11 protein-coding genes are annotated in these 14,439 nt (G+C 49.8%); 4 read left to right on the forward strand and 7 right to left on the reverse strand.

Going from position 1 to position 14,439, the window contains the following annotated elements; translation table 11 throughout:
* Positions 1-46: 46 nt before the first annotated feature.
* The 4 genes from GU926_RS09445 to GU926_RS09460 form a co-directional block, all read right to left on the reverse strand.
* Positions 47-1,978 carry a DNA polymerase III subunit gamma/tau gene (locus GU926_RS09445; RefSeq protein ID WP_160691247.1) on the reverse strand — a complete coding sequence of 644 codons (1,932 nt, stop codon included), beginning with the start codon at positions 1,976-1,978 and terminating at the stop codon, positions 47-49.
* Between the two features lie 141 nt (positions 1,979-2,119).
* Positions 2,120-2,776, reverse strand: coding sequence for a porin family protein (locus tag GU926_RS09450; RefSeq protein ID WP_160691249.1), 657 nt, complete (start codon positions 2,774-2,776; stop codon positions 2,120-2,122).
* Positions 2,777-3,006: 230 nt separating this feature from the next.
* On the reverse strand, positions 3,007-3,411 hold the full coding sequence (locus GU926_RS09455; protein ID WP_160691251.1) for a hypothetical protein: 405 nt from the start codon (positions 3,409-3,411) through the stop codon (positions 3,007-3,009).
* A gap of 185 nt (positions 3,412-3,596) precedes the next feature.
* A complete protein-coding gene (locus GU926_RS09460; RefSeq protein ID WP_160691253.1) occupies positions 3,597-3,881 on the reverse strand; it encodes a hypothetical protein in 285 nt (94 codons plus the stop codon).
* 422 nt (positions 3,882-4,303) lie between these two features.
* On the opposite strand from GU926_RS09460, the gene GU926_RS09465 reads away from it, so the two are divergent.
* Together GU926_RS09465 and GU926_RS09470 are read left to right on the forward strand one after the other, a co-directional pair.
* The gene (locus GU926_RS09465) at positions 4,304-5,044 is read left to right on the forward strand and encodes a nucleotidyltransferase (RefSeq protein ID WP_160691255.1); all 741 of its coding nucleotides are present in this window, start codon (positions 4,304-4,306) and stop codon (positions 5,042-5,044) included.
* Between the two features lie 148 nt (positions 5,045-5,192).
* A complete protein-coding gene (locus GU926_RS09470; RefSeq protein WP_160691257.1) occupies positions 5,193-6,020 on the forward strand; it encodes a metallophosphoesterase family protein in 828 nt (275 codons plus the stop codon).
* Positions 6,021-6,107: 87 nt separating this feature from the next.
* On the opposite strand, the gene GU926_RS09475 is transcribed toward GU926_RS09470, so the two are convergent.
* A complete protein-coding gene (locus GU926_RS09475; RefSeq protein WP_160691259.1) occupies positions 6,108-6,857 on the reverse strand; it encodes a class I SAM-dependent methyltransferase in 750 nt (249 codons plus the stop codon).
* 233 nt (positions 6,858-7,090) lie between these two features.
* On the opposite strand from GU926_RS09475, the gene GU926_RS09480 reads away from it, so the two are divergent.
* Together GU926_RS09480 and pruA are read left to right on the forward strand one after the other, a co-directional pair.
* The gene (locus GU926_RS09480; protein WP_160691261.1) at positions 7,091-7,633 is read left to right on the forward strand and encodes a hypothetical protein; all 543 of its coding nucleotides are present in this window, start codon (positions 7,091-7,093) and stop codon (positions 7,631-7,633) included.
* Positions 7,634-7,752: 119 nt separating this feature from the next.
* Positions 7,753-9,405 carry an L-glutamate gamma-semialdehyde dehydrogenase gene (pruA, locus tag GU926_RS09485; RefSeq protein ID WP_160691263.1) on the forward strand — a complete coding sequence of 551 codons (1,653 nt, stop codon included), beginning with the start codon at positions 7,753-7,755 and terminating at the stop codon, positions 9,403-9,405.
* A gap of 1,187 nt (positions 9,406-10,592) precedes the next feature.
* Here pruA and GU926_RS09490 read toward each other — a convergent pair.
* Together GU926_RS09490 and GU926_RS09495 are read right to left on the reverse strand one after the other, a co-directional pair.
* Positions 10,593-11,126 (reverse strand): RNA-binding protein, encoded by a 534-nt coding sequence (locus GU926_RS09490; protein ID WP_160691265.1) that lies wholly within the window; start codon positions 11,124-11,126, stop codon positions 10,593-10,595.
* A gap of 557 nt (positions 11,127-11,683) precedes the next feature.
* Positions 11,684-14,161 carry a TonB-dependent receptor gene (locus tag GU926_RS09495; RefSeq protein WP_160691267.1) on the reverse strand — a complete coding sequence of 826 codons (2,478 nt, stop codon included), beginning with the start codon at positions 14,159-14,161 and terminating at the stop codon, positions 11,684-11,686.
* Positions 14,162-14,439: the final 278 nt, after the last annotated feature.

The following is a 14,439-nucleotide window of genomic DNA, read 5'->3' on the forward strand; positions in this document are numbered from 1 at the left end:
AAAAACCTACACAGTGTTTAGCCATGCAGGTTCAAGGGTAATTTTATTAAAAATCAGTATCCAGGCCTAATCTGGTTTTCAACTCAAGCAGTTCTGGGTACATTTCTGACAGGTAGTTGAAACGGTCTTGCGAGGTGTAGAGCTTGCGGCCGGTGCTTTCTTGCTGGGCTACCTCAATGTTCACCTGCAGGCGGTTGTGGCCCAGGCTCTGCCGAAGGTACATCAGCAGCTCGGGCTTGAAGGAGTTGAACTCGGCAACCTGCACATCGTTCTCCACAGACAGACGAATCTCGGCGCGTTCCACGTCAAAGGCCCAGTCGCGGTTCATGATGGTGTACTCCAGGGTGCGGTCCGTTTGCTTAATGCGGTCTACATGGGCCTGCCACAACTGGCGCAGCTTGTGCTCATTGATGGCAGGCAGAGAACCGGGCACGTAGGCTTCGGTTTCTTCTTCCAACACGTCTATGCTTTGCGCCGCCGAAGCCGCCACTTTCTCTTCTATGTTCTTAAGGCTGGGTAGTTTGGACATCTTGCGTCCTGCCAGCGGCGAGGAAACAGGTGCGCGCAAGGGAGCCGGCGCAGTTACCGGAGCGGCGGGTGCCATCACAGAAGGCACTGGTAACGGCGCTTCTTCTGGATAGGTGTCAAAGATGGGATCCTCGCCGGCGTCCATGTCTGCCGGCGCCGTGTTGTGGTGCGTTTCTGGGCTGTTTTTCTCAAAACTAGCAGAAACCGCAGGAGCCGAGGCAACCGCTACGGGAGCAGAAACTGGGTTTGGAGCAGGAACAGCAGTTGCCGGAGCCGCGGGTGCGGCTACGCCGGAACTTCCATTAGTTTTTTTTTTGACGTCTCCGGTAAGAGAGACGTCTGAGGCCAGTTGCAAGGCTTGCGGCAAATGCGCCAGTTTCATGAGCAACAACTCCACGTGCAGGCGCTGGTTCTTGGCGGCTTTAAAGTTCTGGTCGCAGGTTCCTACCAGGTTCAACCCAGAAATCAAGAAACTCAAGCTGGCTTCCTGCGCCTGTTGGGCGTAGCGGGACTTGATGTTCTCAGAAACCTCCAACAACTGTACCGTCACCTGGTCTTTGCATACCAACAGGCTTCTAAAATGGTCGCCAATGCCCAGGATGAAATTATGCGAGTCAAACCCGTTTTTCAGGATTTCATCATACAGCAACAAGGTGCCGCTCAGGTTCTGGGTAAGCAGATAATCTGTTAGTCTGAAGTAATAGTCATAGTCCAGAATATGAAGGTTCTGCACCGTGGCTTTGTAGGTCAAATGGTTTCCCGAGAAGGTTACCATCTGGTCGAAGATGGAAAGCGCATCGCGCAGGGCGCCGTCTGCCTTTTGTGAGATCAGGTGCAGGGCGTCTTCCTCGGCCTCAATGTTTTCTTTGCCCGCAATGTTGCCCAGATGCTGGACCATGTCTTCAATGCGAATGCGGTTGAAGTCAAAAATCTGACAGCGGGACAGAATGGTAGGGATGATCTTATGACGCTCCGTAGTGGCCAGAATGAAAATGGCATAGGAAGGCGGCTCTTCCAGGGTCTTCAAAAACGCGTTGAAGGCCTGGTTGGAGAGCATGTGCACCTCATCTATGATGTAGATTTTGTACTTGCCCGTCTGCGGCACATAGCGCACCTGCTCCACCAGACTTCTAATATCATCTACTGAGTTGTTGGACGCCGCATCCAGCTCATGGATGTTGAACGAGCTGTTGGTGTTAAAGCTTTTGCAGGAGTCACAGACGTTGCAGGCCTCTGTCTCTGGCGTGATGTTCTCGCAGTTGATGGTCTTGGCCAGAATACGCGCGCACGTGGTCTTACCCACTCCTCTTGGCCCGCAGAACAAGAAGGCCTGCGCCAAATGATTGCTGCTGATTGCGTTCTTTAAGGTAGTGGTAATATGGTGCTGGCCTACTACACTGTCAAAAGTGGTAGGGCGGTATTTTCTAGCCGATACAACAAAATTCTCCATCGCTCTACAAAGTTAATCGATTCTGGTTCGATTCCGAAATGGAAAAAGGGGGCGGCTGCAAGGTTCTTGAATTTGTGCAAGGACAGGTTCGTTTTTGGCTTGTTTTAGAGAAAACAGGCCAAAAACGAAAGAAGAATGCTATTACGGAGTCAATTTATAGTGGACACCCAGAAGCAGGCTGGTAGAATTTGGGTTGTAATTACCTCCTGTATAAATATCATATAGCCCCCTGTTGTGGCGAATCTCTGCACTAACATTCCATAGAGGATGGATTTCTTTAGAATACCCGACACCTCCTGATATTCCATAATCAAACTTTTCCCAAGAATTAGTTTCCTCTCTACGAGCAGAAGTATCCTCTGATCCTGTAACGCTTTCAAATGTTATCTGGGATAAAAGTTTACCCATATAAGGGCCTGCATTCAGGTAAAAACCCGTCCTAAACAAACGCACTCCTACTAACACAGGCAGTGTCAGGTAATGAAAATGCCTACTATCCTTGAACTCTTGTCTGGTTTGAGCCTTATAGACGACGGCTTCTGCCTTATACCCTTTATTCTCATAGAGCGGTTCCGTCTTAAGAAAGAACCAGTTTAGCTGATATTTAGAAGACAAACCTGCCGACCATCTAATAGCACTACTGATGGTAACATTACCATACGGGTATTCATCTCTATCAAAATACACATGACTAGGTCCGCCAATAATGCCTATCTGCACACTGCCGGGCAACACCTGTGCTTGGCTGCAAATAAAGGATCCTGCTACCAGAAGAAGCGTGAAGACTAAATTTTTCATAAAATTCGATAGAATGAAATCCTCAAAGAAAAGCCTCAAACACTAACCTGCAACAGCCTATAATTTACCTGCTCAGGTAAATATGCTTGAATTCTCCAGACACTGTCCCTCCATCGCGTTTTTGCGCAATTTTCAGCAAAACAGGTCAAAAACGAGGTTTCTCCGGCCTAAAGGGACAAGCAACTAGAGAAGCAGAATACTGATTAATGAGGCAAAGGCCACCAGCCCTATTATCTGAACGGCCGCTTCACAAAACTCACCTGCCCCATGGCATCCTTTTCAAACTTGGCCAGGCAGTATTTCTCAAACTGGGCGTCAAAGTTTTGCTGGCCGGGCGCTAAGGTTTCTGGCACGGGCTGGCCTTGCAGAAAGAAATAAACCTTGGTGTTGCCGTATTTGGTGTGGGGCATGAACTCGCCGTACTGCTGCATCTGGTCCCAGAGCGTGTCTTCTACGGTCACGGCGTAAATGCGCTGAATAGGGCCGGTGTTGTTCTCGTTTCTATAAAAGGCTACCTCCATGAACTCGCCAGAGAGGTCATCAATGCTAGGCTGGGTAAAGGCATCTTTCACAAACCAGACCACCAAAAGGGCGCCCAGGGCTATCAATAGGTACTTAACTTTCTTTCCGGACATGGTGCTTGCGCTAAATAGAGATGGCGGCGGCTAGCGCCACTGCCTAAATGTAGGGCAAAGGTAAGAAACCTATTTCATCTGGCCGGCCTGGTCACTTCTCTCCTAACGCAAAAAGTCCTCTGGCAGGGGCTACCGGTTGTACCAGTTGGCTCCTGCCAGAGGACTATCTTAGAAAGTAGAAGGATTTATTTTACCTGTACAGGTGACTTGTCTGAAGAATTCTTCACCAGGGCCAGCACGTCTCCTTCCGGCGTGAGTTTGAACGCCGCGTAGCCTGCCATCTTCTCTTTCATGAGCGTGGCCGCCAGCTTGGCTTCAAAATCCTTTTCAATTTCGGCGCAGAGCGTTTCCTGCATGGCCATGTTGTTGCTGTATTGGTAGACCACCTCGCTGATCTTGGCAATGCGCGCCTGGTTGAGCTCCTTTACTTTAATATACTCCAACTCATTCAGTTTCAGATACTGCATCATTCTTCTAGACACCACATCTGACGTTTTACCAACCTCTGGATTACCTTGAGAAAAGGCGAGGCTTGCTTCTGTTGAGGCACTCAACAAGAAGACTCCAAGCAGAACAACCAAGATTTTTTTCATACGCACATCTCTTTATAGAACAATAGTAATAAATATTTGCCTTAAAACATAGAACTAAAGCAATTTATTCTTTCATACTTCTAATAACACATTAAGGTTCTGCTATATCCTTATCTATGAATAAATAAATAGAGAGCACCTGGACCGGCGCAGAGACAAACATTTTCCGTAGGATTAAGTACACGCATTACCACCGGGCAAGAGTGCAGGGCCCTCCCCGCGCCTTTAGATAGCCTTTGGTGGCTCAGAAGCTTTTACCTAAAGGCTTATCCTTTTACTTTTCAGACCTTTAGAAAATTATGGAACTAGATGACATGGCCCCCGAAGTGGCCAAAGAATTTTACCCGCAGGCTCTACAGATGCTGCACGAGAGCGGCTTACCCTTTTTGATGGGTGGCGGCTTCGCCCTTAGGCAGTATACCGGCATGCAGCGCGACATGAAAGACATGGACGTTTTCTGCAAGGCCGGAGACTGCCCGCGCCTGCTCAAGATTTTCTCTGATGAAGGGTTCAAGACCGAACTGGTAGATGCGCGCTGGCTGGCCAAGGCGTTCAAGGACGGCAAATACGTAGACTTTATCTTCAACAACCCCGCCAGCAACATGCCCGTCAATGACGGCTGGTTCAGGAGAGCCCCAGAAGGCACCGAGTTTGGCGTGCCCGTCAAATACATCTCTGCCGAAGACCTCTTCAAATGCAAGATTTACGTGCAGAACCGCGAGCGTTACGACGGATCAGACCTGAATCATTTGATTTTAAGACACGGCGATAAAATGGACTGGGAACGCATCCTGCAGACGCTGGAGCAACACTGGCAGCTCCTGCTCATGCAACTGCTCTCCTTCCAGTTTGTATACCCGTCAGAGCGAGACATCATTCCCAGAGATCTTTTTGATGAGTTACTGCTACGAGCCAAGGAACAGTTTGACATGCCACCGCCTACAGAAAGAGTGTGCCGCGGCCTGCTCATTGACCAGACCCAATATGCGCCAGCCGTCACGGAGTGGGGCTTTAAGGCCATGACCATCATGACTATTTAACTGGATAGTAGATGTTAGATACTAGACTTTGAGCAAGCAATACAGAAGGTAAAGCAGTTTTTCATTATCAGCTAATCTACGCACGTATTCTATAACTCAAATAGGGTATCTAACATCTAATGTCCAGCGTCTAAAATCTACTTTAGAAATGGAGCAATCACCTATTATCCCCCAGCAAGAAACACCGCAACCGTCACAACCCTTGGCCCAGCAACCGCAGCCAGTGCCAGCGCCTACCGAACAGCCCCAGCGCCCCACCCGCATTGCCGCCGTGGGCGACATTCACGTGCGCGAGACAGACAAAGGCAAATGGGTGGAGTTCTTCAGGGCGGCTTCCAGCCAGGCAGACGTGCTCCTGCTCTGCGGCGATCTCACTGACCACGGCTACGCCCGCGAGGCCGAAGTGCTGGCCGAAGAAATGCGTGCCTGCACCATTCCGGTGGTGTGCGTGCTGGGCAACCATGACCATGATAAAAACGAGCAGGACGAGATCAGGAAGTGCCTCATCAAAGACAACGTGCATTTTCTGGACGGTGAGGCCGTAGTGATCAAGAACGTGGGCTTTGCGGGCGTAAAAGGATTTGGCGGCGGCTTTGACCAGCACATGCTCTCCATGTTTGGCGAGACCCAGAACAAAGCCTTTGTGCAGGAAGCCGTAGACGAAGCCTTGAAACTGGAGGCCGGCCTCTCCAGACTAGACACCGAGTACCCTGAAGTGAAGAAGATTGCCCTGCTGCATTACTCTCCCATTCGGGCCACAGTAGAAGGCGAGCCTGAGGCCATTCATCCGTTCCTGGGCTGCTCCCGCCTGGCCGAACCTTTGAACCGGCAGAACGTGCTGGCCTGTTTTCACGGACACGCGCACGTGGGTACGCTGGAAGGCGCCACCTCACACGGCGTAAAAGTATTCAACGTAGCCAAGCCCATCCTTCAGAAAGCCGGTTTTGCCATGCCGTTCTTCCTGTTTGACGTGTAGCCTGCTGCTAATCCTATCCTAAAGCGTCCGTTTTTGGCCTGTTTCCCGGGAAAAAAGCCAAAAACGGACGCTCCTTTTTTTGCCTTCTTACTTGACAATTCTCCCTATCCTACTGAAGACCGGGAAACGCACGGACAACTCCGCCTTCTCTCCCCACGCTTTTCTGATGTCTGCCATGCAGGCATCCACGGGATTTCCTTTGTGTTTCTGGATATATGCCTGTACGCTGGACCAGGTGTTTAAGTAACCTTCTAAATCTGATATGGTCCAGCTCTGCTCAATGGTTCCGGTAAATGGCGGCAATTCTTCTAACGGAAAAGGCAGAGAAGCATAGCTGGAGTCAATATGCTTTCGTTCTGCATCCCAGTATGGCCCAATGGTGTCTGTGTAAAAATGCTGGATGACCCTATCCAGCTCTGGCGAAATAGAAAGCAAACCGTAGCCCCATAGCGCCAGAACGGCATTGGGTTTGGCCACGCGCGTCACTTCTGGGTAAAACTGATCAAAGTCAAACCAGTGCGCAGCCTGCCCTACCGTAATCAAGTCAAAGGAACTGGTAGCGAAATTTGTTTTCTCAGCAGGCTGAAGACTATATTCTATGTTGGCCTGAGCTGGTGCTTGTTGCAGTTGCTTTTCACTTATGTCGGTTGCTTTGACGTGGGTGAAATGCTTGGCCAGTTCTACCGCCACTTGCCCGTTGCCAGTGCCGCAGTCCCAGGCGCATTCTCTGTTCGGCACCAGTTTCAAAATAAACTCATACAAGGCTGGCGGATAGGTCGGCCTGAACTTCTTATACAGCGTTGCCTGTCGGGAGAAATTGTCTTTGGGAGCGCTCATAGGAACAAGTTTGATGGAAATAAGGAAACTGAATTAAGACCGATACGCAGGTACTTCACATGCATTTACCGTGTTGCGCCCTCTGCTTGTTCTGTGGACCAAGTATATTTACATTCATTTCAGAAAGGGGAATGCCCTTCCTGTAAGAATCCAGGTGACAACCAGATAAGAATTAGTAGTTTAAAGCTTTAAATTCAGCAACCTATCCAATATCGTTATTCCGCAACATTACCATGAACGTAAATTCTTTTAACAGAAGACTCACTCTCCTTTTGATTGCCGGTAGCATTGCCCCGTTTCTGGCCTTTACACCACCGGTTACTGAGTGGCTTAGGCAGCACATAGACCAACGGCTCTCTGTTGAGTTTCCTGGTCAGCCTACCCAAAGCAGTGGGGGTGGCACAACTCTCTACTTTGTCAAATCAGGGGAGGCCGGTTTTATGGCCTCTGCCATTCATTATAACAAACAGCCCGGCCTCAGGCCCATCACCAATTCTTACCTCTATTACGTAAGTTTAATGAGTTCCCAGATTAAAGACGCAAACGGAACATTGGTAGATTCTGCTTCTTTCACACTAGACGGTTACAAGGGATTGGAATTCTCTTTTAGAGCAGCGCCTCCCCGAGGCACGTATCAGATTACCTTTAGCAAACGGGTTATTTTTGTGGATGGACGGGTGTACCAAGCCCAGTACACACCCATTTCTCATCTGTCTAAACCAAATAAAGAAAGAATCCGGAAGTTTTTTGACTCTATGCGCCTTACCTTAATGTAGGCGGGCTAGTACGTTACACGTATACAGCCTGCTTTACCCACTGAACGCAGTTGCGTTAGCCTTTTCCCCGTATATGCCCTACCTTTACACCATAACCAGAATCTAAAACTATAGTCAATATGGCCAACGGATTTTTCAATGTTCCCATTCCGGTGAACGAGCCTGTGAAGAGCTATGCTCCGGGCAGCAAAGAAAGAGAAGAACTTCTCAACACATACAATGAACTGCGCGAGCAGCAACTGGACATTCCCATGTACATTGGCGGCGAAGAAGTGCGTAGCGGCAAGACCGGCACCATCGCGCCTCCGCATGATCACCAGCGCGTGATTGCCACCTATCATCAGGGAGATGCCAGCCACGTACAACAAGCCATTGATGCTGCTTTGGCCGCTCGTGAGCAATGGGCCAACATGCCTTGGGAAAGCCGCGCCGCCATCTTCTTGAAAGCCGCCGATCTTTTGGCAGGTCCTTTCAGAGCGCGCATGAACGCTGCCACCATGCTGGGGCAGTCCAAGAACGCGTTTCAGGCTGAGATTGATGCCGCCTGTGAGCTGATTGACTTCTTCAAGTTCAACGTGAAGTACATGACCGACATCTACAAGATGCAACCAGAGTCATTGCCCGGCATGTGGAACCGGTTGGAGCACCGCCCGCTAGAAGGCTTCGTGTTTGCTTTGACGCCGTTCAACTTTACCTCTATTGCCGCTAACCTGCCGGCCGCCCCTGCCTTGATGGGCAACGTGGTGGTTTGGAAACCAGCCAACACGCAGATCTATTCGGCTAAAGTGATCATGGACCTGTTCAAAGCCGCTGGCGTGCCAGACGGCGTAATCAACCTAGTGTATGTAGACGGACCGGTTGCGGGTGACGTTATCTTCAAGCACCGTGATTTCTCTGGTATCCACTTCACCGGTAGTACTGGCGTATTCAACCACATCTGGAAAACCATCGGTGAGAACGTAGGCAACTACCGCAACTACCCACGCATTGTGGGGGAGACTGGTGGTAAAGACTTCATCGTGGCACATAAATCAGCGGATGCCAAAGAAGTAGCCGTGGCCATTACTCGTGGCGCCTTTGAGTACCAGGGCCAGAAATGTTCTGCCGCCTCTAGAGCGTACATCCCTAGCAACATCTGGGAAGACGTGAAAGCCTACGTGATTGAAGACTTAGCATCACTGGAGATGGGTGACCCGCAGGACTTCGGGAATTTCATCAACGCCGTGATTGACGAGAAATCGTTTGACAAGTTGGCCAAGTACATTGACGCTGCCAAGAAAGACAAAGGGGTAGAGATCATTGCCGGTGGTAACTATGACAAGAGCAAAGGATACTTCATTGAGCCAACCATCATCGTTGCAGAAGATCCTTCTTATGTGACCATGTGCGAAGAGCTTTTCGGACCGGTGTTGACTTTGCACGTGTATGATGAAAACAAATTTGAGGAGACTTTGGAGATTGTAGACAAAACGTCTCCATACGCTTTGACAGGTGCCATCTTCTCTAATGACCGTTACGCCATTGAGGTAGCTTCTAAGAAACTTTCTCATGCGGCCGGTAACTTCTACATCAATGACAAGCCTACGGGTGCCGTGGTAGGCCAGCAGCCGTTCGGTGGATCGCGCGCCTCGGGCACCAATGACAAGGCCGGCTCCATGCTGAACCTGTTGCGTTGGACTACTGCCCGTACCATCAAAGAAACGTTTGTACCGCCGGTAGATTACCGCTACCCGTTCTTACAGCGCGGAAGCGCCCCAGAAGGCGCTATCTAAGCGTTTTTCATCTAATTTCCAGAAAACAGCCCAAAAACGGTCTCCCGTTCTTGGGCTGTTTTGTTTTATTAGCAGGATTTGCTGGATTGAAGCAGAATTTGCTGGATTGTTTGATTTATCAGGATTAGGGACGCTTGAAGCAAGCCATTGGCTCAGGTTTGGCATCTAAGCAAACAGCAGAATACCTTCCTTCATCCTGACCTTCCCTCTCCCTTGAGAAAGAATTGCGATTTTAGCCTGTTTCCTGGAAATTAGGCGAAAAACGAGTAAAGACACTCGTAGGAGCTGCGCATACTACGAGGTCATAAAGAGTCCTGAGTCTTGAGTCACAGTAGATTTCCGCCGGTAGGGCGATGAAGGCATTGCAACCCCTCTTCCATCAAATAGTCAGCCGACCGACCTTGCGCAGGGCAGCCTTGGCTGTGCGCCCGGAGCATGGGTAGGGAGTGAGCAGCGGCCTATCTTACAGCAGAGGCGTAAGCTCACGATGAAACGAGTCACGCCAGCCAGGTGCACACTCCGAAGAAAAGACTGTCTGAGCGGCAGCGAGTTTCTTTTCTTCTTGATTCTTTTGGTTACTTTTCTCATCAAGGAGAAAAGTGACAAACCTGAGCAGAAAGGAAGAAAGAGGGAAGTTTGGCAAGAAGGAATTGGGCAGTAGAGGCAGGAATTATGCCCAACTGATGCAAACACCCCTCTACGCTCCCCTCAAGGGGAGAATCCTCATCTAGCGATTGTTGTTGGTGATAACACCAACAACGGCGGGAGAATAAGATCAGTTGATGTAAACACCCTTCTACTGAGCTGCCGCTCGCTGCCTCAAACTCTCGTTTGGGCAATCCTCAAAGGGAGAATCCTCGTTTTACACCAATATCCTGAGAGGTAAAAATCAAGGAAAGAGCCGTGAGTGTGGAAGTTCCCTTCATCATACGTCACGGTTCCAAAGCCCCACGCCAGACGAAAGGAAGGTGACAGTAGCTCAAGGCACAGAACTCTCCCATCATCCCTACCCTCTTCACAGGGAACTGGGCACCTTAATCTTTGGACTAAGGAAACGCATCAACAACGGTTGAATGGCCCTTTCAGGCTTTAATAGCCACTAGGGAAGGAGCTTCGTAAACACAAAAAACCCTTCCTCAATAAGAGAAAGGGCCGTTGTTTGTATAGTTTGGGAAAATACCTGCAGACTAAATAAAATTCTCCACTTGTTCCTTGAACGAGGCGCGGGCAGAAGAGCGCTTGCGCTGTTTCTGGTTCCGGACATCCTCAAAGGCTTCGGCCACTTTGGGATTGCCTGAGATGTAATTGATGGTGAGGTGGAACGCATGGGTAAACTCAATGCGGTTGCGCTCCATGTCAATGACGGGCAGTTGTTCCTCCAGCTCAGAAACGGCAAGGCCTTTAGCCGGAAAGAGGTCATACTTGTCCAATACCTTCTCCAAAAACGCCTTGTATTGCTCCTGGGTAGGTCTTCTCACAATGGTCTGACCCAGAAAGAAACCGTTGTCCTTAAAGTGAAGGCACTGCGTTACCCGTACAGATCCTATAGAAGACGTGTAAAACAGAATCTCGTGCCCTTCTACCTCCATGTCACGGTTAGCGTGTAAATCTGGCTTTCCCAGGGCTTGCTTTGCATCCTTGAGCGAAGTACCAAACTCAACACCTCTAAAGTTGATTCGAAGGTCAGTGTTCTCCACTACTTCCTTTGAATCTGTGATCATATTCAACAAGCTTGCAGCCGTGCGGGGGTAGTTCAATCTATCAAAATATTCCTCTTTTGTTGAGGAACTAGTCTCATATCGCTTTTTAGACTTTCCCGATGTGGACTTATGCCATAACAGACCAAACATTGATAATATATTAAGTAAATGCTGAATTTAACTTTCCTTTTCTCTGAAGAGAAGGCCCTTTACAACAGATAGACCGCGCAACCTGCTATTTCTCCAGAATACATTTAAAGCTAGTTACTATTGCGGGTGCTCTCTTCAAAGAAAATCTTTTAAGATTATAAAAAGTTCTTTCTATTATTAAACTAACCGATTCCACCTACAAGAGAAGGCAAAAATACACAAATTTCTCCCAAAACCCTATTGCAGGTCAGATAGTTCGGAGGCAGGTTAGCGTTGCGCAAAGGCCGCACTGCATCTCTGCTTCACCTTCTTGCAGATAAAGGATAAGACAACCAGCGCAGCACATATACCAAAAGAAGAGGCCGGCGTTAGGGATGCTAACGCCGGCCTCTTGCAAGCCCATGCTTTTCTGCCGGTGCAGAGTTTATTTACCCGGCACGGCGTTTCTCTTCTTCGGCGCCGCCGGTGCGTCTGCGTGAAGGCGCCACCTGGCTCTTGCCAAACCTATAGGTGAAGCTCAAGGTAGCCACGCGGGTGTCTCTGCGTTGGTAGAAGCGTTCTGCGTACCCGGTGAGCTCTGTGGTGGCGCGGGTCTTGTTGGAATAGAAAACGTCAGACACGTTCAGTTTAAGGCTGGCTTTCTTGTCTAGGAACTGTTTTTGCACGCCCACAGAAACAAACTTGACCGGGTTCACATCCAGGAAGCCGTAAATCTCGCGGGCGCGGTAAACGCCTATCAGTTCAGCCGACCAGTTGTTGGGCAGCAGGAAGGAGTTGTTGGAGTTGAGGTTAAACGTAGGACGGCCGTTGCGTAGGTTGGTGTTGGCCAGATTGCCTTGGTACAGACCGTAATAGATTTCTAGGTTGTTGGTACTGGTGAACCAGCGTGCCACCGTGATGGGCAAGGAAAGGGTGGCTCCATAATAGTCTAGTTGGGCCAGGTTCTGATCCTGCTGCTTTACAATGGGCTTGCCGTCTTCAGTGGTTTCGTCTGTGGGAGACAGCACGCTCACCATCACGTCTGTGGTGCGGCTGTAGCTCAGCTTGGTCACAAATTTCTGCAGAAGCGTGTGCGTGAACTCAAACGAATAGGTGAGCTGCGGTTTAAGCGCCGGATTGCCTTGCGAGTAGGTGGTATGGTCCAGCAGGAATCTGAACGGGTTGAGCTGGTTGTAAGTAGGGCGGTCAATGCGCCTGCTCAAGGATAAACCTACATCATGCTTTTCGCTCACGGTGTAGCCCACGTACGCGCTGGGGAACAACTGCGTGTAGCTGCGGTCAAAGTCATCATGGGTGATGAGCTGCTTTCCTTCGGCTTGAGTATTCTCCAACCGAAGCCCCAGTTGCAGGCTTAGTTTGGTCCACTTCTTATTCAGGTTCAGGTAGGCCGCGTTGATGTTCTCTGAATACAGGAAGTGGTTGCTTTTGTCGTCCAGGTAATCATTGCGGCCCTCTGAGCGGTCAAAGAACTGCAGGTTGTTGTCTGCCTTCACCAGGCTGCTTTTCACACCGGCTTCTAAATTAGCGTTCATTGCTTTCAAGGGCTGGGCATAATCTACTTTGGCCGAGTAGATGGACAGTTCTCCGTCCAAGTCACTAAACAGCGTGGAGTCTGACTGCGGCTTGGCTGCGTTCACAAAAGAAATGTTGATGTTTTGCAGGTCACGGGTCTGGAAGGCGGCATAGTCCACATCCGCCGAAATCTCACGGCCGGTAGTGTCTATGGTATGCTTCAAGTTGAGGTTGAGGGCCTGGTTATTGCGGTTGGTGCCCGTAAAGCCATTGGTCAGGAAGGAACTTTGGTAAGCTTTGTTGCCATCCAACACATCGGCGCGATTATTAACGGTGCGGTTAATGTCTGTGAACGCGCCACTGCCCACTATGCCCACAATAGTCTTAGGCGAAATGGTGTAGTCTGCCCCTACTCTGCCGTTATGCCCATTGATGATGTGGCCGAACACGTTTTTCTGGTCATAAATACCCAGCAGGCTGCTAGACTTAGGGCCTTCCGTATCTGTTTCCTCTACTTCATAAAACTGCCGGTACAAGTCCAGCTTATTAATGTCATTGCGGTGTACGTAGTTGTAAGAACCAAACACGTTCACGTTTCGGTTGCGGTGGTTCAGTTGCAGGCCCTGGTTGGCCTTGGGGTACATGCCCATGCCAAAAGAAGAGGAAAGCGTGCCGTTGGTGCCCACGCGGTTGTCTTTCTTCAGCCTGATGTCAATGATCCCGGCGTTACCCGCCGCATCATACTTCGCAGAGGGGTTGGTGATCAAGTCGATCTTGGCCACGGTGTTGGCGCCCATGCCGCGCAGCATGTTGGCTAGTTCAGCCCCAGACATGGGCACGGGCTTGCCGTCTACCATCACAATCACGCCGCCTTTGCCGCGCATGCTTATGTTGTCGTTCTGGTCAATGTTCACGCCGGGGGCTTTCTCCAGTACTTCCAGCACGGTGCTGCCCGTAGAAGCAATGCTGTTCTCTACGTTGAGCACCGTCTTGTCAAAATGCTGTTCCACCAAGGGCTTCTGCTGCTCAATCTTTATCTCCTTCAAGGCCACGGCGCGCTCTGGCATGACCAGATCGCCTAGGTTGAGGTTGTTGTCCAGCTTGATCACGCCAGATTGGTAGGTGGCATAGTCATAATGCGTGGCCATGAGTTTGTAGGTGCCGGCCGGCAGATTGCTGAAAATGAAAGAGCCATCCTCGGCAGAAACCTCCACTTTTACCAGTTCCATGGAAGGGTCTTTCACCAGCTGAATATTGGCGGCCAGCAGGGGCTCAGCCTTGGTGCCTTGTAGTTTTCCCTTCAGTTCATAGCGGCTGGTCTCCTGCGCCCAGGCAGGCACGGTAGCCAAAAGTAAGAAGAAGAGCAGGGTGAACAGTTTGTCTTGGTGTTTCATAGTAGGCATTGTTTGGTAAGTACTTAGTTAAGGCAAAGGACACGCCGTAGAACTGTTCACGTCTGGCACAGCCCTTCCTGTGACACGTCTTGGCAAGGGGTGTGCCAATATTTTAATTGTCTATTTATCAGATATTTACAAATAACCCATCAGACCCAGGTGTATAAAAATGAACACTTTTAGCCTGTTACCGAACACCAGACCATAAGCAGAACAGGGGTAAACGCTTCCAAGAAAAATTTCCGTTTTTAGCCTGTTTCCTGGAAAATACCCCAAAA

It is taken from the genome of Nibribacter ruber (assembly GCF_009913235.1).
GTDB lineage: Bacteria > Bacteroidota > Bacteroidia > Cytophagales > Hymenobacteraceae > Nibribacter > Nibribacter ruber.